This window comes from Paenibacillus apiarius (genome assembly GCF_017052585.1).
Taxonomy (GTDB): domain Bacteria; phylum Bacillota; class Bacilli; order Paenibacillales; family Paenibacillaceae; genus Paenibacillus_B; species Paenibacillus_B apiarius.
In genome coordinates this window covers 270,058-296,585 of the sequence record NZ_JAFFHZ010000002.1, presented here as the reverse complement: position 1 = coordinate 296,585, position 26,528 = coordinate 270,058, and the positions used below count along the sequence as shown (strand labels likewise).

Genomic DNA, 26,528 nt, shown 5'->3' with positions numbered 1-26,528 from the left:
AATAGATGTTGATAGTTTATGTATACTTATATATAATTGTTTAATTATGTGTTTTTAAAGAGATAAGGAGTTTTACATAATGAAGCAGACGTATTCGTTAAAGCAAAAATTGATTCAACTGCTCTATATTTTGCTGCCGATTTTTGTGACGCAGGTGGCCATGCAGCTGATGACGTTTTTCGATACGGTCATGTCGGGGAACTTCAGCACGACCGATCTGGCGGGGGTTGCAATTGCCACGAGCATCTGGGCGCCCGTCTATACCGGATTAAGCGGGATATTCCTGGCGGTAACGCCGATTGTCGCCCAGCATCTGGGGGCTGGCCGCAAGGAGGCGATCGCGCCTAACGTCACGCAAGCCGGTTATTTGTCGATACTGGTTGGATCAGGAATCATTGCAGTCGGTTATTTTGCGCTTGAACCGCTCTTGGCGGCGATGAAGCTGGAGCCTGAGGTGCATCGCGTCGCGAAGCAGTATTTGGCGGCGTTGGCCATTGGAATCGTGCCCTCCTTCGTCTATACCGTTCTGCGGGCCAGCATAGACGGGCTCGGACTCACCCGTGTGACGATGTTCATCACACTATTGTCCTTCCCGATTAACGTGCTGTTGAATTATTTGTTCATCTTCGGACGGTTCGGCTTCCCGCAGATGGGCGGCGTCGGAGCAGGACTCGCTACAGCGATCACATACATTGTCATTATGATCATCGCCATCGTATTTTTGCGCCGCAGCGACATGATGCGGACGATGGGAATCCTTCGTCAATGGGGAGGCGTGTCGCTCTCCCGCTGGAAAGAAGTGCTTCGCATCGGGATGCCCATTGGTCTGTCCATATTTTTTGAAGTGAGCATCTTCGCCGCGGTGACCTTATTCATGAGTAAATATGATACGGCAACGATTGCCGCGCACCAATCCGCTCTGAACTTCTCATCGCTTCTGTATATGCTGCCGCTCAGCATTGCGATGTCGTTGACCATTATGGTCGGCTTCGAAGTCGGGGCCAAGCGATTTGCGGATGCCAAAATTTATGCGCGAATCGGCATGTTCTCGGCGATGGGACTAGCATCGTTGTGCGCCTTCTTCCTGTTCTTGTTCCACAGTGAGGTGGCAGGCCTGTACACGCTGGATCCGCATGTGCGGGAGATTACGGAGTCGTTCCTTATTTTCGCGATATTTTTCCAATTGTCCGATGCGATTGCCGCTCCGGTACAGGGAACATTAAGAGGATATAAAGATGTGACTGCCGTATCCATTATCGCGTTCGGGTCTTATTGGGTTATCGGCCTTCCGCTAGGTTATGTGTTGGCGAACTGGACATCGTTAGAAGCTTACGGGTATTGGATTGGCCTTATTAGCGGTCTGGCCGTTGGCGCGGTTGCATTGTTCTCCCGTCTGGCGATTATCGAGCGCCGCGTGCGGAGCGAGCAAGCCAAGGCTTAGCATATTCCAATCCTGTCATTATAATGATTTTTACCATCCGAATCGGCCGTGCCGTGTTCAGCATATGACACGCATGCCGATCTTCGGATGGTTTTTTAGTATGCGAAGCCTCGAGTCAACATTAAATCTTGATGTCGATATTGCCTCCCAAGTTAGGCTGCACACTTTGTTCCATCATTTTAATGATGTCTTGCCCCATCTGGCTAGCTTGATCATTTGACATCTTGAGCACACGGATGCTGACTTCCTGAGACAGCCTGGTTTGATTCATTGCAGTGGATGTTGCGGCTATGTCCATGATGTACACCTCCTTGAGTATATATCGGCAAAAGATTGTTCAATCATTAAATGAACAATGAGGGTCCGTACAGAATCCTCCGAGATTGAGATTAAGCTTCAAACGGTGAACGTTTAGAAGTGTATTTGTTGTACAATGATAAGGCTATTATTCATGAAAAAGAGGTTCCTGCCGATGGTGAGAAAGCTATTGATTGAACTATTTGAATGGTCGCCTACGGAGCATATCGATCCGTTTCATACGCACGATCATCTGGAAATCGGGTATTGCCTGTCTGGCACCGGCACGTTTTATTTTGGGAACAAGACGTATTCGGTCCAGCAGAATGATGTGTTTGTGGTCAACAATTTAGAATGGCACGCCGCATCATCCCATCCTGACAATCCGAGCAATTATTTGTTCATTTACTTCGATGCGATGATCATCGAGCAGGTCGATCCGGAACTGCTGCTGCCCTTCGTGTATTGGCCTAAACGCTTTGACAACCGTGTATCTGGCCGTCTGCCCGTCGCCCGCCAAATCGGCGAGCTATTCCAAGAGATGTGGGACGAGTATCGGAATAAGGAGCGCGGTTATCAGGGAATCATGCATAGCAAAATACTGGAAATATGCGCGCTGCTGTTGCGCCATTATGACAGTCAGACCTCTTTGCGGGAAGGCAATCAAGCTTTGATGTCCTATTATCGCCTTAAGCCGGTGCTCGATTACATGAAGGAGCATTTTCGAGAACCGATTACATTGGAGGGCGTCGCTTCGCTGCTGTCGTTGAGTCCGTCGCGGGCGAGGCATTTATTTGCCGAGAAGCTAGGAGGCGGCTTTAAGCAGTACTTGCTGCAGCTGCGGGTCAACGAGGCCAAAAGGCTGTTGGTAAGTACCGAAATGCCGATTATTGACATCATGCATCATTGCGGATTTCAAAGCCATGCCCCCTTTTATCGCGCATTTAAATTGATCGTCGGGATGGCTCCGCAGCAATATCGGGAGCTTGGCGCAAAGATAGCCCTTTTTAAGAATCATTAAACGGAAAACGGGAAGAAACAAAAATTGAAACCCCTTACAATAGAAAAAAAGAATTGTTAATCTATTGGATCTTAGTGAGTGGAGAGAGAAATGGGGGACTCAGCATGGCAGGTTGGGATTCGTTGTACGCGTTAGTTCGTGACGAGATCAAGCAGCGCGAAGAAGAAGGGGCCGATGTTGCCGGATTTGCAGACAAATTGCATGCCGCTGCGGAGAACGAGATGGAGTTAATGTCTATCTATCAGGAGCTGGGCAATCTGGAGATACCCACGGAGTTCCCGTATTCGGAGCCGAACGGCTTGAACGCAATCCGCGCCGAGCGGCCGGACGGTCCGCGCAAGCTGCAGATGAATGGGAACGAAGAGCAGCTGCGCGACAAATTCTACGGCGCATGGCTTGGACGATCGGTGGGCTGCGCGCTCGGCAAACCGCTCGAAAGCATGCATTTTCTGGAAGGCTTGAACGGAAATCCAGGCTGGAAAAATGTAAAGCTGTGGTTCGAGGGCGCGGATGCTTGGCCGATTCGCAGCTATACGCCGGGATATTCGCGGGCGCAAGCAGAGCTTGGACTGGAATTGGCGCCGTACGGCGAACGAAGCCAGCTTGAAAACATCCGTTACATGGAAAGCGATGACGATATCCGTTATACGGTACTCGGTCTACTCATGCTGGAGGAAAAGGGAGCGGATTGGGATACCTGGGATATCGGGAAGCTGTGGCATCAAAAATTGACGTACGGGCAAATGTGCACGGCGGAAACGCAGGCTTATCTCAATTTCGCCAATGTAACCCATCATTTGGAGCAGCAAAGGCCGGATGATTGGCAGACGAAGCTCGATTGGGTACGCAACTATTTGAACCCTTATCGCGAGTGGATCGGGGCGCAAATCCGGGTGGACGGATTCGCTTACGGAGCAGCCGGAAATCCAGAGCTCGCCGCCGAGTTCGCTTGGCGGGACGCTTCGTTCTCCCACGTCAAAAACGGCATCTACGGAGAGATGTTCGTCGGAGCAATGATCGCGGCTTCGTTCGTTGAAACGGATGCCGAGCGCATTATCGACATCGGACTCAGCGAAATTCCGGCCAACTGCCGGTTGGCGCATGCGGTCCGTCATGCGGTCGGGATCGCAAAAACGGCGAAAAGCGAGCTGGAGATGGCCGAGCGAATCTGGGAAGCGTATAACGATTATAATCCGGTTCACACGATTAATAATGCGGCTTTGTGCGCCGCCTCGCTCGTCTACGCGCAAGGCGACTTCGAACGCGCGATCACGGCCGCGGTATTGGGATGGGATACCGATTGCAACGGCGCGACAGTCGGATCCATCATGGGCGCGATCCTTGGAGCCGGCCAATTGCCGGAAAGCTGGACTGCGAAGCTTAACGATACGTTGTATGCAGAAATCAACGGATTCAATCCGATATCCATTTCCGAATGCGCCAGACGCAGTTACGAAGTGTTTCAACACATTAGAAATGTATAGAAACGTAAGGGGAGATCATGATGAAAAAAGCTGCGAAATTTTTTGCCGTGTTGGCAGTCAGCTGCAGTATGATCGCCGCGACTGCCTGCGGCAGCGCTGATAAGGGGACGGGAAGCGCCAACCAAGGTCAAACCGGCGACAAACAGGGTGTCAAGGAAATTACATGGTACCTTCATACGCAGTATGGGAAAGAATATTTTGAGAATGACGTGATTAAACCGTTCGAAGAACAACATCCCGACATTAAAATCAATGTAACGTACAACGCAGACCCGGAACAAATTACGAAATCGCAGCTTGCTGCAGGGGCGGGACCCGATATTATTACGACAGACGGGACGACGACGCTGCGGCAGTTCGCCAAGGCTGGATATTTGGTGGAATTGGACGAATACAGCAAGAAATACGGATGGGACCAACGCTTTATTCCTTGGGCGTACCCGCCGGTTACAGTGGGGGACAAGCTAATCGGTTTGCCTGGAAAATACGAGACGGAGCTCGTCTATTACAACAAAAAAATGTTTGCGGACAACGGATGGGACATTCCAAAAAGCTATGACGAATTGGTTGCGCTCAGCAAAAAAATGACCGGAAAAGGAATTATTCCGTTTGCATTCGGCGCATCCGACTATAGAGGGGCCAACGAGTGGTGGCTGTCGATGGCATACAACGCCACATTGGGGCCGGACAAATTGAAAAAGGTGCTTGCGGGCGAACTTCCTTGGAACGGAGCGGACTCGACGGAAGCCGTGCAAAAACTGGTGGATTTGTGGAAGAGCGGATATATTAATGATAAAAAATCGCATGCGATTACCGGCGAAGATGCAACAACTCTCTTCCTATCGGGCAAAGCGGCTATGAAAATGGAAGGCAGCTGGCTGCTCAACACACTGAGCAGCAAGGCGGGCGACATGGATTGGGGCATCTTCCCAATGCCTTCCTGGAAGGAAGGCGTCGAGACCAATCTGCCGTTAGCTCTGGGAATTGCGTATGGGATCAACGCGAATTCCAAAAATCCGGATGCTGTCGCAGAGTTTTTGAATTATGTGACGCAGCCAGACGTTGCGGCGAAGGGAATCGTCTCCATGGGACTGCAGCCGATTAAAGACTTGGATGTGGGCGCTATTCCGGATTTGGACAAGCACTACAAGGAAGTTTCCGACCTGCTTGCCGATTATGGCAAACGCAATGCAACCGGATATTTGTCATGGACGTTCTGGCCTGCACAGACGAGAGTGTTTTCCTACGATAATCTGGAAGCGGTATTCTTGGACGGCATGGACGTAAAATCGTATATGGACAAAATGGAAGCGACGTACCAAGAGGATAAGCAAAGCGGCAAAGTATTTGATTTTGAAAAATAAACACATGTTGAGGACACCTGCTCCTGACCAATCTGAACGGGGAGTCTCACTCCTCTTTACTTTCTTTTTACGGGGTGCGTGCATATGGCTGATATGGTGACATTGTCTTCGAAGCCGGGATCCGGCTACAGGCCGAAACGAAAGGCGTTATTGCCTTGGTTGTTCGTATTGCCGGCACTGCTGTTGACCGGCTTTGTGATTGCAATTCCGACCATAGGGACGCTCATTATTTCCTTGACCGATTGGGATGGAATTCGTTCGCCGGAGTTTGTAGGGTTCAAAAATTTCGCGACTCTTATTCAGGACGTTCAGTTTTATAAAGCGCTGAAAAACAACTTGATCTGGCTGCTGTTGTTTTGCACGATACCGGTCTCGTTCAGCTTGATAGTTGCCGTCCTGCTTTCGCGCGTGAGGCGCGGGCAGATGTTCTACCGGGTTGCGTTCTTTTTGCCCTATATTTGTTCTACCGTTGTAACGGCCAAAATATGGAGTTGGATTTACAATCCTTTCTTCGGAATAAACAAAGTGCTTGAAGGATGGGGATTTACGAATCTCCCGTTGTGGCTCGGCGATCCGGACAAGGCGCTATTTTCGGTTGCTTTTGTTGACGGATGGCGGTACTGGGGATTTCTGCTCATTTTGTTTTTGACAGGCTTTCATCAGACTGACCGCAGCTTGGAGGAAGCGGCAATGATTGACGGCGCGGGCAAGCTGAGAATCTTCTGGAGCGTCATCATTCCGCAGCTGCGCCCGACCTTGCTGCTCATTATGATGATGACGATGATATGGTCGTTTGCCGCCTTTGATTACGTCTATGTGATGACCGGCGGAGGACCGGGCAATGCGACGGAATTGATTGCAACATACATGTATAAAGAAGCGCTGCAAAATCAGGCTCCGGGATATGCCAGCTCCATCGCTTTGGCATTGGCCTTGTTTAGCGGCATCGTTATTGCGGCATTCGGATATTTAAGAAAGAGGGGATGGGATATCTAATGGCAGCGCGATTGATTTCTACATGTTCGCGTCATTTCTTTCTGATTCTTGTCCTTTTGTTTGCGATTGGACCGATTCTCTTGCTGTTCATGAATGCGGTTAAGCCGCCGGAGGAATTTCAGGTAAGCCCGTTCTCCTTTCCATCGCATTTCACCTTCGATAATATTACCGAGGCATGGAATATGGGGGAATACGGGAGAGCCTATTTAAACAGCATAGCGGTAGGATTCTCGGCCGTCGCCATCATTTGCGTTGCTGGTGGATTATGCGCTTATGCGCTTGCTAAAATGGATTTCAAAGGAAAAGGAGCCGTTTTGGCGTTTCTGTTCCTCTGCGTTTCCGTTCCGCTAGGCATGTTTTTAGTGCCGCTGTTCTATATGTGGCAGAAGCTGCACTTGATGAATACGCTGACGGGTTTGATTATGATATACAGCGCCATTTTCGTACCCCTCAATATCTTCATCCTGCGCACGTTTTTTCTTGGAATACCGAAGGAATTAAGCGAAAGCGCAAGAATCGATGGCTGCAACGAAGGGATGATTTTAATGAAAATCATCGTTCCAATCGCCAAGCCGGCGTTTCTGACCGTTGCGCTGCTCGCGGGCTTATATACGTGGAACGAGTTTTTCTTCGCCAACGCTTTTGTGCAGACGGAAGCGCTCAAGCCCGTCTCCACGAAATACTTGACGTTCGTCGGCAATTTCAGCTCGGATTGGAGTAAGATATCAGCCGCGGGCCTCATCTCCATTCTGCCGTTTACGGTCATTTATATGTTTTTGCAGAGAAGATTTATCGAAGGCGTAGCGGAAGGCAGCTTAAAGGGATAATGGAACCGGAGTAAGAAAAAGGAAGAAATTTGCGAATTTTTATGTTACACTGTAAATACAATAGAATAATAGACTCGGAACAGAAGGCCATCGGAATCGCGATTTCGGTGGCCTTTCGAGCATCATGGCGCTGAATGAGATTCCGAGCGAGCAAAAATAGTGAAAGCGGGGCGGATGAAATGAAGGGGAAGTCGGTTATCATTACGGGCGGTTCCAGCGGTATGGGCAAGGCGATGGCTGCGCGTATGGCACAGAAGGGCGCGTGGGTCGTCATTACAGGACGATCGGCAGAGAAGCTCGAGGCGGCAAAAAGCGAAATTGAAACATTCGCAGGCCAGGTGCTTACCGTCCAAATGGATGTGCGCCAGCCTAAAGATGTGCAGCGCATGGTGGAGGAAGCCGTGGCTGCCTTTGGGCGAATCGACGCGCTGGTGAACAATGCGGCAGGCAATTTTCTATGTCCAGCAGAGGATTTGTCAATCAACGGCTGGAATGCGGTCGTCAACATTGTGTTGAACGGTACGTTCTATTGCAGCCAAGCGGTCGGAAAGTATTGGATTGCCGAGGGCATTCCGGGCAGCATCATTAACATGGTGGCCACGTATGCGTGGGATGCCGGACCGGGAGTTATTCACTCGGCGAGCGCCAAAGCGGGGGTGCTTGCCATGACGCGCACGCTTGCGGTGGAATGGGGACGCCGCTATGGCATCCGGGTCAACGCTATCGCACCGGGTCTAATCGAGCGCACGGGCGGCGCAGATAAGCTCGTTCCTTCCGAAGAAGCCGGACAACGCATGCTTGACAGCGTTCCGCTCGGACGATTGGGCACGCCGGAAGAGATTGCCGGGCTTGCCGCTTTTCTGCTATCCACGGATGCGGCATATATGAACGGCGCTTGCTTGACGTTGGATGGCGGGCAATCGCTGCACCAATCTTTTGTATAGCAAGTGAGGGCAGGGGCAAAGGTTGACATCTTTGCCGGAATCGAAGAAAGGTTATGGGGACCATGAAATTGCACATCCTATGACCTTTCTTCACTAATTTACTAAAATGGGGATATTCTTTAGGGGGCGATAAGCAAGGCTTAGCTTGCTGAACGCGCTTTAGCAACATACTCGAACTGCAACTGCAATTGTACATTTGCTCGGCCCTATAACTCGCGATTCATGGTGCTGTACTGCAAAAAGTACAGTTCATTTCCGGATAATCTCATTAATAAGGGGAAACCCTCTGATTTTAACTGCACAATTGCTTTTCAACGGCCGAAAAAGCCGGATTTATGCGATATTAACTGCACAATTGCAGTTTCCCCCTCTTTTCTCGCCAGTCTCTAGGGAAAATACCTCTTCCTTTCTCTTGATATTTTCATGCCGATTACATGTTGATATGGAATCCGCCCTTGCCATGTTCCTGAACTTGAATAGAGAAGAGGGCTGCGATAATTGGTTTCCTGAAACAATTGACAAAGCGGCGAGGCAGACGTATGATTTATGCATACTCAAGTTGAACAGTTGTTCAAAACGTTTGTTCAAAACATTTGTTCAAACCATATGCTTGTGCTGCTTAGAACTAAGAGAAGGTACGGAGGGAGCTCCATGAAACTGGATGAAAAAGATGTAAAAATAAAGATAATGGATGCGGCTAAGGTGCTGTTTGCGCGTAAAGGCTTCGAAGGAACGACCGTCAGGCAAATTTGCGACGAGGCAGGAGTGGCGTTGGCGTTGGTGTCCTATCATTTCGGGGGCAAGGAGAATGTATTTTACGCATTGTTTGATGCGTTTGCGCCAGGTTTTTTGAATGCTGAATACGAATTGGAGAATCCTGAAGAGGATTTACGCGCCTTTATCCGCGAGTTCGTGCGCTTGCGTATGGCGGAGCCGGAGCTTATTAATCTGCTGCAGCAGGAAATCATTTTGCAGAGCCCAAGACTGGACAAGCTGCAGCGATACTTGCACGCGCTGTGGATGCAGCTTCGCGGTATTTTGGAAGCAGGAAGGGAAAAGGGCAGCTTTGACTTTGAATCATTGAAACATACGTTGCACTTTATCATCGGCACGCTGATTTTTACAAGAATCGCTCCGGCTATGGATGACATATTCGAGTCGGAGGATATGCAAGGAAAAGAGGAAAGTGCAGAGGCTATTGCCGCTTATACGACCCGGTTTATATTGAACGGCTTAAAGTGAGGGAGGACGGCTTTAATCTAACGAGAACAGATAGAATGGGGGCACAAAATAATGAGCAGTTCAATCCTAATTTTATTTTTATTTGGCATCACATTACATAATTTAGAAGAAGCCGTGTGGTTAACAAGACGAACATCAAAAGCAACTAAAATGAAAATGCATGCTCCAGTTCAACAGGATCAGTTTCTATTTGGCCTATTCACCGTTACTGCACTAGCTTACTTGGTTACCGTTTTATATATTTTTTATCCTTCCAATTTGATGTTTAAGTATGCTTATTTTGGTTTTTTGGGCGCAATGATATGTAATATTATTTTCCCGCATTTGATTTCGACGATGATTGAACGGTGTTATTCACCTGGCTTATTCACCGGAATCAGTGTCATTATCCCCACGAATCTATTCATTATAAAAGCTGGTTTTGATACAAATACGCTTACAGCATCACATTTTATAGTGGGTACTCTATGTGTTGGAGTGATTCTGCTATTGACCATTCCTCTATCTTTTAAATTAGGAAAAAAACTGATTACGTATTAAAAATTGCGAGTTAATATCCGGTGTAGAAGAGCCGAGCTTGCTGCAGGCATTCCCCTGTGCTAACTCGGCTCGTTGTATTCTAATCAAAACGCATCTTATTGTACGGTCTTCAAATACAGATAAAGCGTGTAATCCGTCTGCGCCCCGGTACGGCCTAATTGGCGCAGCATCGCTGTAATATTGCCGCGGTGATACGTGCCGTGGTTGACGACATGTTGAACGACATCAGCGCAGCGAGCTTGAAAAGCTCCATAAGAACACAGCTCTTCGAGATCCTCTTGTTCCAAGAATGCTCTGAATGTGACGGACAATTCAGCGAACAGCATCCGCATTTCCTCTACACTTTTACCTTCGGTTTGTTTCGTGAACCGTTCCGTCGCAACTTTTAGCTCTTCGATATTTTCGGGTGTCATCTCGGTAAAACCCTTGCCAGACAAGAGATTCAACCAACCGCAATCGATCACGTAGAGATGCGCGAGCACATCATGAATCGTGGGAAATACGCTTTGAATTTCCGTGCGGCAGACTTCTTCCGGTAGCTCTTGCAGATGGGCGCATACCTTCTCAGTGGCCCAAGCGTGATAATTGTACTGTTCCAATACGTAGCTCTTCAATGAATATTCTCCTCTTCGTATGAGAGGAAACACGCAGTTTAAGGGTTATGATGCGCTTAACCTCTTTGAATATACCCCCATGCCTTTGTTCCTGTTTTCATCGAAAACGCCTCCTCTTATCAACTAACCCTAGTATACAAAAATGGAGCCCGAAACAAAAGCAACCTCGCCAATCCGTTGACAAAGGTTCGGTCCCATGGGCGCTTCTGGTTATGCAGGCCTATCCCTTCTTGCAGCGCATCGTCGTGAAGGGATTTGCGGAGGCAGTGTTAAGGAGTAAAGCTCATAATATATATTATGTAAACTAGAAGTTGCAAGATCGGCGAAGCGAAAAAGATTGCTCTCTATTTTAGAGCATATGCGAAAGAGAGGGCCGCTCTTCTTTAAAGAAGCTACAATTGGCCGCAATAAGCGTAATCATTGTACATTCAAGAGAAAATTATAGTTTGAATCGAAAGTCACAAAAAAGAGTTCAAAATACCTATTTTAGACATAATTTCATATAAGACTATAGTAGTATAAAAGAAGATTATGTTATATACTGGAATTGTAATTACATATTATAACTTTCGTTTTATATTCTAGGAGGAGATAAGATGAAGTTGAACAAATTTGGTTGGTTCTGCTTAGTGCTGGCCTTAATCGCAGGCTTGCTGAACGCCGCGCCCGCGCACGCCGCGGCAAGCAAATATACGGGCGGCCTGCTGGACGGAGTCGCGTTGCCAACGGGGAGCGCTATGGGACAGCCGGCGGGCAACGCGGTGACGCAGCTGACTGACAACAATGCGGGGACGAGATTTCAGGTGAACGCTGGCAAGCTCGTCTGGCACTCGTTCTCTGCTCCGACGGAAATTTCCGCCGTTATTGTCAATAAGTATACCGGCAATGACGCGGTTATCGAGTTCTATGACGCGAACGATAATTTGCTGCTCTCTTATAAGCCTATCACCAATGATGGCATTGAATCGCTTTCCGTTCCCGTCAACAGCGTGAAGACGGTCGTGTTGAAGACGACAGGCTCCTATTCCACGATTGCGGAGTGGAACGTATTCACTACGCCTTCGGCCGCGCCTTCCGTTCCGGCCATCAATTGGATTCAGGCGGGCGATAAGACGGTAACGCTCGAATGGGGATCGACGGGGGCAAAAGCGTACCATGTCAAGCGGGCAACGTCTCCCGGCGGACCGTACGCCCTGCTCGCATCGAATGTGAAGGGGACTGCGTATACGGACAAGACGGTAAGCAATGGTGTCACGTATTACTATGTCGTAAGTGCGCTCAACGAGGCAGGCGAGAGCGCCCATTCCGGCGAGAAGAGCATCAAGCCGGACGCCACCAAGTATACGGGCGGTCTGTTGGATGGGCTATCGTTGAAAGCGGGCGCATCTCTGGCGAATGCGACGGAAACCGTACGGGTAATGACGGATAACAACGCGTCTTCGCGCTATCAGGTGAACGCTGGTAAATTCGTGTGGCACTCGTTCTCTGCTCCGACGGAAATTTCTGCCGTTATTGTCAATAAGTATACCGGTAATGATGCAGTGGTCGAGTTCTATGATGCGCACGACAATTTGCTGCTCTCCTATAAACCTATCGTCAACAATGGCATTGAATCGTTTCCAGTTCCCATCAATAATGTGAAGACAGTGGTGCTGAAAACGACGGGTTCCTATTCCACAATTGCGGAGTGGAACGTGTTCGCCGCTCCTTCATTCCCGCCTTCCGTGCCGGTCATCAACTGGGTCTACGGCGGCGATAAGACGGTAACGCTCGAATGGGGATCGACGGGGGCAAAAGCGTACCATGTCAAGCGGGCAACGTCTCCCGGCGGACCGTACAGCCTGCTCGCATCGAATGTGAAGGGCACGGCTTATACGGACAAGGCCGTAAGCAATGGCGTCACGTATTACTATGTCGTAAGTGCGCTCAACGAGGCAGGCGAGAGCGCCCATTCCGGCGAGAAGAGCATCAAGCCGGACGCCACCAAGTATACGGGCGGTCTGCTGGACGGGCTATCGTTGAAAGCGGGCGCATCTCTGGCGAATGCGACGGAAACCGTACGGGTAATGACGGATAACAACGCGTCTTCACGCTATCAAGTGAACGCTGGTAAGTTCGTCTGGTACAACTTCTCTGCTCCGAAAGAAATAACGGCTGTTATTGTCAACAAATATTCCGGCAATGATGCGGTGGTCGAATTATACGATCCGAACCACAATCTTTTGCTCTCTTATAAGCCGGTCGCCAACAACAGTGTGGAATCACTTCCAGCTCCCGTTCCGAACGTGGCAACGGTGGTGCTGAAGACGACAGGATCTTACTCCACGGTTGCGGAGTGGAACGTATTTGGGAAGGAAACTGCCGAGCCGCCTGCAGAGAATGTGATTTTGACCGGAACTGCAGGGGACGCGAGAGCGATGTTGAGCTGGAATACGATAAATGACGCAACGGGCTACAATGTGAAACGTTCCGCTACCACGGGCGGTCCGTATGCGACGATTGCGACCGTTACATCGAGCACTTATGCTTATACCGATACCAACGTCGTGAACGGAACGGTCTATTACTATGTCGTAACGGCTTTGCACGAATCAGGGGAGAGCGCGAATTCGAACGAAGTTGCCGTCACGCCGAAGGCAGGAGACAATCCAGGCCCGGGACCTGGTGAACCGGGAACACCGGGAGAACGTGCCTTGCTTCGCATTACGCTGGTAAACGGGGCGGACAAAGAATACGACTTATCTATGACGGAAGTGAGTGCTTTCATTAGTTGGTATGAAGGGCGTGCCGCTGGAACGGGGCCAATCACGTTCTCTATCGACAAGCACCGCAACAATAAAGGTCCATTCAAGCAGCGCAAAGACGTTATTATCTATGACAAGATCATTACCTTTGAAGTTAACTCATATGATATTAGCGCAAATGGCGGCCTAAACCCCGCTGAATAGCATTAACGCACGAAGCCGCGGCTGCAATGCCGCGGCTTTTCTTGTTCACCACCTTGAAAAAAATGTTAAATCAAAGTTCGCATTTCCGGAATGTTGTTTTCAGCCACTTCTCAGACAATGCTCAGCCAACATTCAGTTTGTCCTAATGTGCAGTTCAGGTAGGGGGCCTATACTTGCTCTTGTAAGCAGGAATCAAAATTAAACAGAAAAGGTGGAAGACAACTATGAAAACAATCAGTAAAAAAATTGCTGCCGGCACAATGATCGCGGCTTTTGTTCTCGGGGTGGGAGCCGTTAACAATTATGCGCTCGCAGAATCGGCATCCGATGCTACTGGCAGCACCTCCATTCAACAATCGAGTCCAGAACGGAATGAGCTGGGCGGCAAAGGACGCGGAGGCTTCGGCGACAAAGTCTGGCGTCATGGCAATATGATTAAAACAACGGCAACGATACTCAATGTCGATGAAGCTTCCATCACGGCCAGTCTCAAAGAAGGCAAAACATTAGCGGAGATTGCCGAAGCGAACGGGTTAAGCAAAGAGGACTACTTGCAAAAAATTATTGCTGCCGAGACTGAATCCATTAACGCCGAGGTGACCGGAGGCAAGGTGACACAGGAACAAGCGGATAAAATTCTGTCCAGTCTTTCGGAGCGGCTGACGAAGCAAATTGAAGGCACGGGCCTTGCTGGCGTACATGAAGGCAAACGTGTTGGTCATGGCGGCATGGGATTCGGCAACCCTGAGGTGTTGACGCAAATTCTGGGAATAACTCAAGACGACCTGCGAACTGAAATGGAGGCTGGCAAATCGATTCTCGATATTGCAACAGCCAAAGGGATCAGCGAAGATGATCTGATTGGAAAAATAAAAGACGGAATGACCGATTCCATCAAGAAATTCGTGGAAAGCAAAGGTGGTTTTCAGCATAAGCACCCAGAGGGAGAAGCCTCTGCGGATGAGACTGATTCGGCTGCGAACTAAGTAAGGGACGCTGCTCGTTAACGAGCAGCGTTTTTTTATTTTGTTGACATCCGATCGAGTGCTGGTCGCCAAACACACATTTGACCATCTGGAGATAGATGCCTAATCGTTGATTATGCACAACCTTTAGACAGTTATAAGAATAAGATTATATAATACATACATGTACCGCTGGACCATATAAGGGAGGTCTATTTTAATGAAGCAAACAGTGATATGGAAACGGTTAAACGGCTGTGGAATGGAATACTGCAATATTTCCTTTGAACATGTAACAACGATTGAAGGCAAAGTAATAAGCGGCGAAAACGATGAAAGGTCTTTTATCGAATATAAAGTGACATGCGATCAAGAGGGCAGCACCAGTGAAGTTAATTTGTGCTTTCAGAATGAAAACATGAGTAAAACGCTGCAACTGCTGCGGGACAATCATAACCGCTGGACACTCAACGGCAACCAGATACAAGAGCTGTCGGGACTCAAGGATATTGATATCGGCGTAACGCCTTCCACTAATGTACTGCCGATTAAGCGCTTAAACTTAGCGGTAGGGGAGTCGGCTGCGGTTACGGCTGCTTGGATCCGTTTTCCGCATTTAGACATTCAGCCTCTCGAGCAATCGTACGAGCGAATTAGCAGCAACACGTATATTTACAAGTCAATGGAAAGCGGGTATACAGCCCGCCTAGACGTGGATTCGAATGGAGTGGTCGTGGAATATGAAAAAGAGTGGTCGAGAATGTAAAGACCAGAAATAACAAAACCGGTTCCAAGAAGCCGCTTAATTTCTTTTATTGGGGATGAGCGGTTTTTTGGCATAGGTACCGTCCGCCTGAAGGAGGCGCTCGATTCCCTTTGAGGGTGACAAGTCTATTCTTTATTTACAAAGAAAGTAAGTTGGAGTATGATATCCATGTTTAATCGATTTCATTTTTGGTCGTGTTCGTTCACTTGGAAAGGGAGTGAGGCGATAAGTCCAAATGAAGCTATCCCATCATGTGCGCAGATTGCATATCTCCGGTTTTTCTTTGGCTCTGAACCCCAATCATCAATGTGTTGCTCCACAAAATTCACTAATTTAACAGACTCACTTATACGCGGAATTATAGTTTATGCAAACAGGCTAGGCATAGCATTAAAATGGGCTGCCATCTCCTTGGATGATATTTTTATTTTATGATATGAGGAAAGAGGGAATGGAATGCAGGTTAATCGCGCTTTGCAAAAGAAGAGTTATCGAACGCTCCCCATGTTATTAGCGTTGATGTTGTTATTCTCCAATATGGCCTTTGCAAGCGGAACGAAAGAACAGGCAGCGGCGGCTAGCACAGAGATTGCGGCAAAATGGGAATTCAAGAACATGAAGAACGACCCCGGCGTGTTCTACGCTGCATCTGGACTGTATAAAGATTCCTCTACGCTTGTTCAAGAGGTTGGGGGAAACTCCAGAAAGGGCTTTACGTTTGAAGAAAGCGAGAAAAGCATCCGTTACCAAGGCTGGGACAATGGAAAAGACAAAAAAGCTTGGGTTGCCACTCTCTCGACAAAGGGTTTGGAGCATATTACTTTATCTTCGCAACAGAAGTCGTCAAGCACAGGGCCTCGTGATTTTAAGGTTCAAATCAGCACAGACTTGGCCAATTGGAAGGATGTTACCAACGGCGCGCTGGTGCTTGGCACGGACTACAAAGCTGCCGGCTCATTGTCGGATGCTGCGCTCCCTAGCGATGCCAATGACCAGGAACGGCTATATATCCGCTGGGTCGTGAGTTCGAATGCAAGAGTATCAGGCAGTGGCTCGATAGGCGACACCGGTTCAAGCAGAATAAAGGATGTCATTGTCAAAGGCTTGCAAAAAACGAACACTTCCCAGAAAGCGCCCCAATTATTAAATATGACGTTCAATGGAAATCCCAAAACAAGCACGGCATTTGCATGGTACACGCCGAAAGACATCACAGGCACGAAGCTGCAGGTTGTTGCAGCCTCCGAGGTGGTGAACGGTATATTTCCTGAAGCCAAAGCGGTTACATATACCGGGAGTTCCACGATTATCGAGACTTTCATGGTAAAAAGCGATCGGGCTTCAAAGAAAAAGACAAAGTTTGCGAGCCATAAGGTCATAGCCAATAATCTCAAGCCGGGTACGGCATACAAATACCGTGCAGGCAACGGGGATGCGGATGGATGGAGCCCGATCGGTTCGTTCGCCACCGATCAAGCGGGCAATGAGGGTTTCCATTTTATTGTAGGCTCGGATTCGCAAGCCTCCAGCAAATCCACATTCGAGCTGTGGCAAGACACGTTCCGCAGAGCGATCGATCATATTGGCGATCCGAAGTTCTTTATTTTAACCGGGGACTTGGTGGATAACGGCGATTTGGAGTCTCAATGGCAATGGTTTCTAGGCATTCCGCAAAATGAATTTGCCCATGTTCCTTTCGTGCCCGTACTTGGCGGTCATGAAGTCAAAGATTACGACGGTGATGAGACGACAGAAAATAATAATTTTTACAACCACTTTAACTTGCCCAAAGACGTAGTTCAAGGCACTCATGACGGATCCGTATATGCTTTTGAATATGGCGACGCGCTCTTTATGCAATTTAACTCTCAGTTCGAGGGCGGACTCAATAAAAAAGGCGAATTGGAGTGGGCGGATCCTGAATTCAATGCCCAATTGGACTGGATGAGGAATCAAGTCGCGAAGACCGATAAGAAGTGGAAATTCGTATCCTTGCATAAAGGCCCGTATTCGGCAGGCGACAATGCAGGGCAGTGGGAAGACGGCCGCATCCAATTTTACAAAAAATATTTGGTGCCTGTATTCGATGAAATGGGCATAGATATGGTGTTCGAAGCGCATGACCACATGTACATGAGATCCTATCAAATGCTGAACGATAAGCCCATCAAAAATGTTGTAAAAGATAAAGATGGCCATGTTGTCGATCCGAAAGGCACCGTGTATCTGATGACTAACTCCGTGGGCGGAAAGTTCTACGAGAAATATCCAGGGTATGATGATTATTTTGCGACCATTAACGCTCAGCCTTTCAAAAAAATGTTCACGGACGTTTCGATCTCGAAAGACATTCTGAAATTTACCTCTTATACCGCGGCCAAGGGCGAGGGCTTAAAGAAATACGACGAGTACAGCATCAAGAGAACGGACGATAAGCCTGCCAAGGTCGAGCAGGTTAAAATCAAAGTCGAGAGCGGAAAAGCGGTTATTTCATGGAACGCCCCTTCCGGCGCCTCGGAGCCTGTCAGAGGATTCAGAATTTATGAGCAAGATGATAAGGTGGGCAAAAATTGGAGCCTGTATATCCCGGCCGTCGCAGGTCAAACCGAGTATAAATATACATTGAAGAACGTTGATTCAAGCAAAAGCTATCATTTTGTCCTCAAAGCGGCCGGAGTGAGAAACAATTCGGAGCCTGTTCATGTCAGCAACGCCGCCATGGGGCCGGCGCATATAGGCATATAGATACACCTGCAGAAATCCCTTGCGCAATAAGGAGCGCATCCAGCCATACAGCAAACAACCTTAGCCGCCTGCAAGGCGCTAAGGTTGTTTGCCATTGAATGCTATTTTTTTTCTAACTGCATATTCTCCAAGCCGTAATCCTCGATATCAACTGAGACGTCTACCGTAATGGGGGCTTCGGCGAAAGTGCGTTTCCAGTTCGGCTTGACCTTGGCCCATACTTGCGGATAACGAATGCGCAGCTCGTTGCCGCAGCCGATGATGTCAGTCTCGAACTGGTGCTGGATCAGGTCCAGCGTTTTTTGCGTCATCAGGCGGATCTCGCGTTCGACGTCGCGGCGGGAATCCTGCAGCAACTGCTCGGTATCCGTTTTGCTTGTCGTGACCTGCAAGGGCCGCCAGTCTTCCGATATGCGTCCGCGGGAGTTAATCTGTACCCGGAAGGAAATCTGATCCCCGTTCACGACCGGGATGATGCGGGAAGTCATCTTTTTGACTTCGTATACGAAAGATGGTTTGCCTTCGAACTCTGGAATCCGCACGAGTCCGCCGGTTTTCTTGCCATGCAGCCAGGCCAGCCCCTGCAATTCCAACGCTCCCATATTACCAGTATACCGTTTGGTTGTGCCGTCAATAACCGCTCCGCTATGAAACATAAGCTTCCCGTTGTACACATTAAGGCTCTGAAGCACGAAGCTCGTATCGTTCGTCAATTTCTCCATCGTCTTCTGCAGCGTTAATAACGGGAGTACCCGCGTGGAGCGGAATTGATTGTCTGCGATACTCATTATGGTATCCGTAGGAATGTCGTTTCCTTTCACCGAGAATACGGATTTTGCGTCGCCATCCGTAAGGAATATGACGCAGCTCTCCCGGTACCCTTCGTCTCGGTAGAATACATTGAGCAGCTTAATGAAATCGACTTGTTCCGCCAGCTTGCGGCTAATCAAGATGACTTTCGCGTGTTCCGCGAAGATGGGGTTTGTCTCCAGGGCGATACGCCGCGTCAATTCGTGCAAGGTGTCACCCGTCACCGTAATGTTCGTAAACGGCTTCGCCGTGGAGGAGCCGGACGGCATGCCTGACGCAATCTTCGGGATAATGATTTCGAACGTCATCTGCAGGCGGTTTGGGTTCTCGGGCAGATTGCCGTTGTTTTTTCCGGTGGCTCCTTCTTCGCTCCTCAGCTGCGAAGGGGCCAGATCTAACGCAACCCCGCTCGTGAAGGACAATTGGTTGATCATGCGCGCATCCCAGCAGCCGGGCAGCACGAGCGAGGCGAGCAGCAGACATGACCAGCATGCGAGGTGCCGACGCAGCTTAAGCTTGCAATTAGGCTTCATGTTGCGATCGCCTCCGAATCCAATTCATTACCATGCAGAGCGCAGGCACGACCCCGACAGTGAAGAGAAATAAATATTCCACATACCGGAACAAATACAAAATGGCGAACGTGCTGCGAGGCAGCATGGCCAGCATATAGATGACGGGCAGCACCGCAAACGCGCCTCCATTTGGCCGCCGCACTCCGAACACCTTCAGTGAGGAGACGAGCAAATAGTGAAACAACATGAACGCTGAATAAATCTTCATTAACCATATCGCCATCAGGAACGAATCGAACCGTTCGAACAAGATGCCGGTGTACTCAAACGAACGGATAAGCGAAATCAACGGCCAAGTGACCGTCTTCGTCGTTTCGGTCGACAGCCCTCCGATGACGGCCAAATAACTGAATGAATAGACCGCGACCGTGATGATGATACCATACCACACCGCCCGGTAAGCTTTTTTGGGATGTTTCATGCGGCCGGGAAGAACATACATAATCTCAAAGCCGAGAAACATCATGAGGGACGGCCAGATGCCCTGCAAAACGGGGACTGGGCCTTCTCCGAGCACCGGGCGTAAATTGTTGGCATCGAAGATCTTCATACTTAGCGCAAAACAGAAGAACAGCACCAGCACCGTCGGCGGCAGCAGCAGGCCGCACATGCGGGAAATGGCGCCGAGCCCTCCGAAGATAAGGTAGGCCGATACGCACATCATCGTAATGATGATGACGGCTTTGGGCGTTTGCTCCAGCAAGAACATATCGACCACTTCCGCAAGCACGCGCACTTCGTAAGCAGAGATGCAGATGAAGTACACGATCATGACGGTGACAACCAGCCGGCTCATCCAGACGCCGAGCAGCGCCGGGCTGTAGTCGAAAAACGTTTGTCCCGGATATTGGGCCCCAATCTTTACGAGCCACGAGGTGAAGGCAATCACGATGAGGCCGGCGATCAAGATCGGAATCCAACCGTCTGGCGTATCCATGGCGACGGCGAGAACTCGCGGCAGCGTAAGAATGCCCGTACCGAGTATGCAATTCGCGAGAATGACGGCGACTTGGGTAGCCGACAGGTCATCAGGATTGAGGTTGTCCGCCGGACCCATGCCCATCTCCTCCTTTCTTCGCGATGTCAGTTTCCCGCTGTTGGTCTTGCGGCTTCAGCATGCGCGGCCGAAGCACCAGCTTGAACAATGGCAGCCTTAACAGAAAGTCCTGCCAGTCGTTAGATCGGAACGGCACGGCCGGCGAGACGTAAGGCAAGCCGAAGCTCTTCAACTTGACGACATGCGTCAGCAGCATGAGGATGAAGAGGATGATGCCGTACAGCCCCAGAATGGCTGCGCAGAACATGACGATGAAACGCAGCATCCGGACGGCAACGCCTGCCTCATACTGTGGAATGGCGAAGGACGTTATCGCCGTCAAGGCAACGACGATGACCATAAGCGGGCTGACAAGGTGGGCTTCTACCGCCGCTTGCCCAATGACGAGTCCTCCGACCAGCCCGACGGCTTGCCCGACTGGTTTTGGCAGGCGCAGGCCCGCTTCGCGCAAAATTTCGATCGCGACTTCCATCATCAGCGCTTCCACCAAGGGCGGGAACGGGACGCCTTCGCGCGTGCCTGACATCGAGATGGCGAGCTTCGTCGGGATAAGCCCTTGATGGAACGAGATGAAGGCGATGTACAGCGCAGGGCCGAACATGGCTACGAAGACTGATACATAACGCAGCATGCGGAGCAGCGATCCCGGGAGCCAGCGCGAGTAGTAATCCTCCGGCGTCTGCAGCAGCATGTTGAAGGTCACGGGAGCGACGAGCGCGAACGGCGATCCGTCCAGCATGATGGCGACCCGCCCTTCCAACAGTCCGGCAATGACCCGGTCGGGGCGTTCCGTTGTTTGTATTTGCGGAAAAGGGGACATGTAGTTGTCCTCAATCATTTGCTCGATATAACCCGACTCGGGCAGGTCGTCAACGTCAATCTGGCTGATTCTCCGCTTCACTTCTTCGACGAGCTCGGGTTGAGCGATGTCCTGAATGTAGAAGAGCGACACTTTCTTCCGGTTGCGCCGGCCGAGCTCGAAGCCCACCACTTTGAAGTTCGGATCGTTCGTCCGGTCACGGAGGATAACGGTGTTGGCGCGCAGCGACTCGATGAAGCCAAGGCGAGGGCCGCGGACGAGCGTCTCGGTCGAGGGCTCGTCGATGGTGCGCAGCAGCTTCGTCTTGGCGCCGATAAGAATGGCCCGGTCCGCCCCGTCGATGAGCAAGACGGCGGATCCGACCAGCATCGCCGCGATGGAGCGGGTCAGGCTGTGCGTGTCCTCAAGCTCGCTCATCGGAATCCATTCGAGACGCAGCCGACGGACGAACCGATTCGGATCCATCCGCTCTATATTGCCGTCGGAAGAAAGCTTCATGAGCGGCTTCAAGACAAATTCGTCCAGCAGCTGCTTGTCGGTCGCGCAGTCCATGTACATGAGCATGGCTTGTTGATGCTGTCCGAATTGAAATGGACGCAGGTACAAGTCTGTATTGTCACCAAGCTGCTTGCAGATGGCATCCACATTTCGGTTCAGCGTCCGATCGAGCATCGCTTCGCCCTCTGACTTCTCTGGCGGCTTTCGCAGCTGAGAGCACATTGTCGTCTGGGCCGAGGCTTTCGGTTTGGATTTGTACGATTGCCACCGTTGCATGAATTGCTCGTTCGTGCCAAGCCAGTGGAACAGCCTATAGGCGATATAGGGAGCAAGGAAGCTGAAGACAGCCGCCAGCCATATGTCCCACGTTGGAAATTGCAATAACGATAGATCTCTCATTGTCATCACCATATGGTGTAGAATGCGCATTTCAGTATGGAATATACAGCGAATCGCACTGTGTTTATCCTTAATTGGCAGACTGTGTATCGGGGACTGAATCTGGGAGGAAAGGCAGAGGCGCTCTCGCGTTAATGGTTCAAGAGTTCGATGATCGGAACACGTCTATTTATGCTCGGGAGATATGAGAAGACAGTCATCGACATCATTCTGGAAAATTGTACAGGTTTTTTGGACTATAATTATAATTTGGAGAATTTCTCCGATCTATAATGAAGGAACAACATGAGCCTCATCGCAGTTGATGGCTCATGTTGCCACTTTAATGAGGGGAAAGGAGACCAGTTTATGAAGAAGATGAACAAATGGGCCTCTTTGTTGCTTGCCGCGGTCTTGATGTTGTCAACTGTGCAAGTATCATATGCCGAGGAAGGTGAGGCTCAGGAGATGAGTAACTTAGCGCCGAGCAGCACATATTCGTATTCCGAAGCGCCGCACCAAGAGCATCAAGATAACGGAAACAGATTGACGGATGGAAAATTTGGAGATTTGAACGCGTTCTGGGATCCGGCTTGGGTCGCATTCTTAGGAGGCAAAACGCGAGAGATTACGTTTGATCTGGGTGAGAACAAATCGATTGGACGCATTAAAACGCATTTTCTGTATGAAGGCCCTGCCGCAATTTACAGTCCGAATATACTCACTTACTATGTGTCGGAAGACGGGCAGAACTGGGCGCCTGTGAAGCATATGGCTTCTCCGGAACCGATCTGGGCAGATAAGAGCGCTACCGGCGTTGATTATGTATGGGATGGTGAAGTGGATGGCGTGCCTGATCCGTCTCTTGACGCGAAGAAAGCGTATGCGCGTTACGTGAAAGTAGCGATAACGACGACAGTGTGGGTATTTTTGGACGAAGTTGAGATCTATGGCGTTGACGGGAAGACGCAAGATGCTTTTGATTTGAAACCGGTTACGCCTGAGTATTTGAAGCCTGGCCGCGATACGGCGGACATTCGTGATTTGCTGCTACTTTATAACGGCAAGTATGAAAATGACCGCGGTGACTGGAAGAAAGACAATATTATCCCATACGTCAGCTATGTCGACGAGCAGGGCAATCCGACGGACTGGATGTATGACGGGGTGCTGTATTTGGGTCTGAAAACAGATGACAATCAGCGTGATTTCGGCAGCACCGCCGTATTAAACGATTGGAAATGGTACTTGGACAAGACGTTCAAGGCGGATGGCGACATGGCAAATCTGAATGAAGCAGTGAAAGAAACCGGAGTCAAGCTCAATGATTCCAATCATATAGTGAAAGTCGTATTGATGATTCCGTATGCAGGCGAAAAGATTTCTGACTTTGGCGATGTGGATGGCGACGGCGTGTCCGAAAATTTCAATGCTGCCGAAGTTGGCGAAGAAGCGGCTTTTGCAAACCGAACAAAAGCGATTAAGTGGTATATGGATCAAGTGAAACAGCGGTGGTTGCAAGGCGACTATGATCGGCTGGATTTAGTTGGCATGTATTGGCTGGCTGAAGGCGTCGAGCACGGAAGAGAAACCGTCGATATGAATCTGCTTCGTTATTCACGTGACTTGGTGCACCAAGCTGACAAGAAATTTTTCTGGATTCCGTTTTTCTCCGCGAACATGAACTTTGCAGGCAAGGCCCTCGGCTTCGATGCCACCATGCTGCAGCCGAACCATTACTTCGATGGAACGGAAGCGGTCCGGGTCGATGATGCCGCTTATTTGGCGCAGCATCACGGCCTTGGAATTGAAATGGAAACAGATGAACGGATGAATCATGATCCGGGATTCCGCAAGCGGTATATCGAATATTTGAATAGCGGCGTAGATAACGGATTCATGACAGGCGCCTTCAAGGCATACTATCAGGGTGTGGGCGGTCTCTTGGAAAGTGCCCGCAGCACCGATCCGCGGGCACGCGAGCTGTACGATTGGATGTATCAATTCGTTAAGGGAACCTATCAGAAGCAGCCTGCCTCTTAGCACTCTGCTAGGGTCCAGCTGGACATTGCGAGCGATTTGGTGGATTTCTCCTCCATTTCGCTCGTTTTCTTTTGCTCCGCGGCTGAAGTCAGAGTATTTAAGGAACTTAGAACACAGTCAACTGCAATTGTGCAGTTATTTTGCGGAAAATCAGCATTTTTCGGCCTCTGAAAAGCAAAAGTACATTTGAAAATGATGGGATTACCATTATTTGTGTGATTAGACGGGAATGAACTGAGCTTTTGGAGCGACCAAGCATAGGTCGAGTGAGGTAGCAGGTGTAAACCCTGCTTGGAAAGGCACTAACCACGCCACCAATAACGAGTCTTGGAGCGAACATGGTAACAGGTTCGTTTAAGCGTAGACAGATAGGATGTAGGCCTGAAAGTGATTGAGCCACGAAATGCAGAAATCGGGAAGGCCGACAGTGTCAAAAGGCTGGAAGGCAATACTCCGCTAAGCGAAAAAAAAAAAAACAGGTGAGTTTAGACGGAGCTTCCCCGGGGTCGAAGAGCCAGGCATGCATACCAATAATCACTCGGCAACTTGGGAGACCCTGACGCTCTTCCGAAGACAAGTACTCGTTAGGAACGACTTTGGGAGTATGGCGGCCAAGCGACGAAACGCAAGAAAGCCAAAAGGCAGTCAGGGAGTCGGATCGCCGCATAGTACCGAAGAAGCCGATGTAATGTTGGCAGAGGGAAGGCAGGCGACACAACAATCGATCTTGTTAAGGAAACATGTACTGCACAACGGAGGCAGAATCAATATGGAAACCAAATTAGCAAGAATAGCAAGTATGGCCAAGTCAGACCCGAATCTAAGATTCACTTCCATAGGGCACCTCATTAATGAAGAAGCACTCATAGCATGTCACAGGAAGATGAAACCGGGGAAGGCAACAGGAGTAGATGGCATAACAAAAGAGATGTACGAGCGTGAATTGGGAGCCAACGTAAAGAATTTGGTGGACCGGCTGAAGAAGAAAAGCTACCGGCCACTGCCAGCGCGAAGGACGTATATCCCCAAGGATGAGAAAAGCAGAAGGCCGCTTGGCATACCCGCTTACGAGGATAAACTAGTGCAGATGGCACTCAAACGACTGCTCGAAGCGATATATGAACAGGACTTTCTGGAAAACTCCTACGGATTTCGGCCGGGACGAAGCATGCACGATGCGCTAAAACGGGTCACATACAATATGGAACGAGGGAAAATGGAGTATGTAGTCGATGCGGATATCTCGGGTTTCTTCAATCATGTCAATCATGAATGGCTGATGAAGTTCCTGGATAAAAGAATCGGGGACCCAAACATCCATCGTCTTGTGAAAAGAATGCTCATTGCAGGGATACAGGAAAATGGGGTATTCGAACCAACCGAGGAAGGAACCCCACAAGGTTCCGCGGTATCCCCGCTGTTAGCGAATATCTACCTGCATTACGTACTAGACCTATGGTTCGATGCAGCCGTGAAGAAGCGATTGAGGGGCCGAGCGGAAATGGTGCGGTTCGCAGATGACTTCGTGTGCATGTTTCAGTTCAAAGACGATGCCGAGCGATTTTATTATGCGCTGCTCAAGCGCTTGGCTAAATTCAATTTAACAGTGGCCGAAGAGAAAACAAAGATTATACGATTCGGCCGCTTCGCTGAGGCTGCAAGGAGGAAAGCCGGCCTCGGAAAGCCGGACACGTTCGACTTTCTGGGATTTACCCATTACTGTGGGAAAAGTCGAACGGGGAGCTTTCGAGTCAAACGCAAAACGAGCAAGAAGAAATTCAGGCAGAAAATAAAAGCGTTTGACGCCTGGATGAAACAAGCAAGACACAAGAAACTAACCTTAACTATACCAAAGATTCGTGCAAAATTAATAGGTCATTTCCGGTACTACGGAATAACGGATAACTACAAGAGCGTAAGAACGTACTCATACTTGGTACAGAAATCCATGTTCAAATGGTTAAACCGTAGAAGCCAACGGCAGAGCTATAGCAAAGGGAAATTCTATGACCTCGTGGAGCGCTGGAATCTACCCAAGCCGCGTATCTATATCAATATCTACGATTAAGAAAAAAAAAAAAAAACCATACGTTGCAAATGATTGGTATTATCCCCTTTAAGTAGACACTCAAAAAAAACCTTGTGCTATCATG

At 49.4% G+C, this 26,528-nt stretch carries 20 protein-coding genes; 15 read left to right on the top strand and 5 right to left on the bottom strand.

From position 1 onward, the window contains the following. The first annotated feature begins 79 nt into the window (after window positions 1-79). Window positions 80-1,441 (top strand): MATE family efflux transporter, encoded by a 1,362-nt coding sequence (locus JSQ80_RS27325; protein ID WP_206097948.1) that lies wholly within the window; start codon window positions 80-82, stop codon window positions 1,439-1,441. A 121-nt stretch (window positions 1,442-1,562) separates the two neighbouring features. Here JSQ80_RS27325 and JSQ80_RS27320 read toward each other — a convergent pair whose 3' ends face one another. Further along, on the bottom strand, window positions 1,563-1,739 hold the full coding sequence (locus JSQ80_RS27320; protein WP_206097947.1) for a YjfB family protein: 177 nt from the start codon (window positions 1,737-1,739) through the stop codon (window positions 1,563-1,565). A gap of 174 nt (window positions 1,740-1,913) precedes the next feature. On the opposite strand from JSQ80_RS27320, the gene JSQ80_RS27315 reads away from it, so the two are divergent. From JSQ80_RS27315 to JSQ80_RS27280, 8 genes are all read left to right on the top strand, one after another. After that, window positions 1,914-2,759: an AraC family transcriptional regulator gene (locus tag JSQ80_RS27315; protein ID WP_206097946.1), complete on the top strand. Its 846-nt coding sequence runs from the start codon at window positions 1,914-1,916 to the stop codon at window positions 2,757-2,759. Window positions 2,760-2,863: 104 nt separating this feature from the next. Continuing rightward, entirely contained in the window at window positions 2,864-4,243 is a 1,380-nt protein-coding gene (locus JSQ80_RS27310; RefSeq protein WP_206097945.1) for an ADP-ribosylglycohydrolase family protein, read from the top strand. 17 nt (window positions 4,244-4,260) lie between these two features. Continuing rightward, window positions 4,261-5,607, top strand: coding sequence for an ABC transporter substrate-binding protein (locus JSQ80_RS27305; protein WP_206097944.1), 1,347 nt, complete (start codon window positions 4,261-4,263; stop codon window positions 5,605-5,607). An 84-nt stretch (window positions 5,608-5,691) separates the two neighbouring features. After that, on the top strand, window positions 5,692-6,603 hold the full coding sequence (locus tag JSQ80_RS27300) for a carbohydrate ABC transporter permease (protein WP_206097943.1): 912 nt from the start codon (window positions 5,692-5,694) through the stop codon (window positions 6,601-6,603). Then, complete coding sequence (locus tag JSQ80_RS27295) at window positions 6,603-7,430, top strand: carbohydrate ABC transporter permease (RefSeq protein ID WP_206097942.1); 828 nt, start codon at window positions 6,603-6,605, stop codon at window positions 7,428-7,430. Before JSQ80_RS27300 ends, JSQ80_RS27295 begins: the two co-directional genes overlap by 1 nt. Before the next feature lie 179 nt (window positions 7,431-7,609). Beyond that, window positions 7,610-8,374 (top strand): 2,4-dienoyl-CoA reductase, encoded by a 765-nt coding sequence (fadH, locus tag JSQ80_RS27290; RefSeq protein ID WP_206097941.1) that lies wholly within the window; start codon window positions 7,610-7,612, stop codon window positions 8,372-8,374. A 651-nt stretch (window positions 8,375-9,025) separates the two neighbouring features. Then, window positions 9,026-9,616 carry a TetR/AcrR family transcriptional regulator gene (locus JSQ80_RS27285; protein ID WP_206097940.1) on the top strand — a complete coding sequence of 197 codons (591 nt, stop codon included), beginning with the start codon at window positions 9,026-9,028 and terminating at the stop codon, window positions 9,614-9,616. A 51-nt stretch (window positions 9,617-9,667) separates the two neighbouring features. Next, window positions 9,668-10,156: an HXXEE domain-containing protein gene (locus JSQ80_RS27280; RefSeq protein ID WP_206097939.1), complete on the top strand. Its 489-nt coding sequence runs from the start codon at window positions 9,668-9,670 to the stop codon at window positions 10,154-10,156. 95 nt (window positions 10,157-10,251) lie between these two features. Here JSQ80_RS27280 and JSQ80_RS27275 read toward each other — a convergent pair whose 3' ends face one another. Continuing rightward, window positions 10,252-10,770 (bottom strand): DinB family protein, encoded by a 519-nt coding sequence (locus tag JSQ80_RS27275; protein ID WP_206097938.1) that lies wholly within the window; start codon window positions 10,768-10,770, stop codon window positions 10,252-10,254. Window positions 10,771-11,366: 596 nt separating this feature from the next. Between JSQ80_RS27275 and JSQ80_RS27270 the strand changes: the two genes are divergently transcribed. The 4 genes from JSQ80_RS27270 to JSQ80_RS27255 all read left to right on the top strand — a co-directional run bounded on the left by JSQ80_RS27270 (window position 11,367) and on the right by JSQ80_RS27255 (window position 18,194). Further along, entirely contained in the window at window positions 11,367-13,718 is a 2,352-nt protein-coding gene (locus tag JSQ80_RS27270; RefSeq protein WP_206097937.1) for a fibronectin type III domain-containing protein, read from the top strand. 224 nt (window positions 13,719-13,942) lie between these two features. Beyond that, window positions 13,943-14,704 carry a hypothetical protein gene (locus JSQ80_RS27265; RefSeq protein WP_206097936.1) on the top strand — a complete coding sequence of 254 codons (762 nt, stop codon included), beginning with the start codon at window positions 13,943-13,945 and terminating at the stop codon, window positions 14,702-14,704. A gap of 199 nt (window positions 14,705-14,903) precedes the next feature. Then, window positions 14,904-15,449, top strand: coding sequence for a putative glycolipid-binding domain-containing protein (locus tag JSQ80_RS27260; RefSeq protein WP_087435592.1), 546 nt, complete (start codon window positions 14,904-14,906; stop codon window positions 15,447-15,449). Between the two features lie 456 nt (window positions 15,450-15,905). Next, the gene (locus JSQ80_RS27255) at window positions 15,906-18,194 is read left to right on the top strand and encodes a fibronectin type III domain-containing protein (RefSeq protein ID WP_206097935.1); all 2,289 of its coding nucleotides are present in this window, start codon (window positions 15,906-15,908) and stop codon (window positions 18,192-18,194) included. 101 nt (window positions 18,195-18,295) lie between these two features. Here JSQ80_RS27255 and JSQ80_RS27250 read toward each other — a convergent pair whose 3' ends face one another. Genes JSQ80_RS27250 through JSQ80_RS27240 form a run of 3 tightly spaced genes read right to left on the bottom strand, consistent with a single transcriptional unit; the run spans window position 18,296 to window position 22,230 of the window. Then, complete coding sequence (locus tag JSQ80_RS27250) at window positions 18,296-19,537, bottom strand: Ger(x)C family spore germination protein (RefSeq protein ID WP_206097934.1); 1,242 nt, start codon at window positions 19,535-19,537, stop codon at window positions 18,296-18,298. Continuing rightward, window positions 19,527-20,636, bottom strand: coding sequence for a GerAB/ArcD/ProY family transporter (locus tag JSQ80_RS27245; RefSeq protein ID WP_206097933.1), 1,110 nt, complete (start codon window positions 20,634-20,636; stop codon window positions 19,527-19,529). Before JSQ80_RS27245 ends, JSQ80_RS27250 begins: the two co-directional genes overlap by 11 nt. Beyond that, window positions 20,608-22,230 carry a spore germination protein gene (locus tag JSQ80_RS27240; RefSeq protein ID WP_418888915.1) on the bottom strand — a complete coding sequence of 541 codons (1,623 nt, stop codon included), beginning with the start codon at window positions 22,228-22,230 and terminating at the stop codon, window positions 20,608-20,610. The genes JSQ80_RS27245 and JSQ80_RS27240 overlap by 29 nt, the downstream gene beginning before the upstream one ends. 471 nt (window positions 22,231-22,701) lie before the next feature. Between JSQ80_RS27240 and JSQ80_RS27235 the strand changes: the two genes are divergently transcribed. Together JSQ80_RS27235 and ltrA are read left to right on the top strand one after the other, a co-directional pair. Then, a complete protein-coding gene (locus tag JSQ80_RS27235; RefSeq protein ID WP_206097932.1) occupies window positions 22,702-24,375 on the top strand; it encodes a DUF4855 domain-containing protein in 1,674 nt (557 codons plus the stop codon). Window positions 24,376-24,895: 520 nt separating this feature from the next. Beyond that, complete coding sequence (gene ltrA / locus JSQ80_RS27230) at window positions 24,896-26,443, top strand: group II intron reverse transcriptase/maturase (protein WP_336245863.1); 1,548 nt, start codon at window positions 24,896-24,898, stop codon at window positions 26,441-26,443. Window positions 26,444-26,528 lie beyond the last annotated feature (85 nt).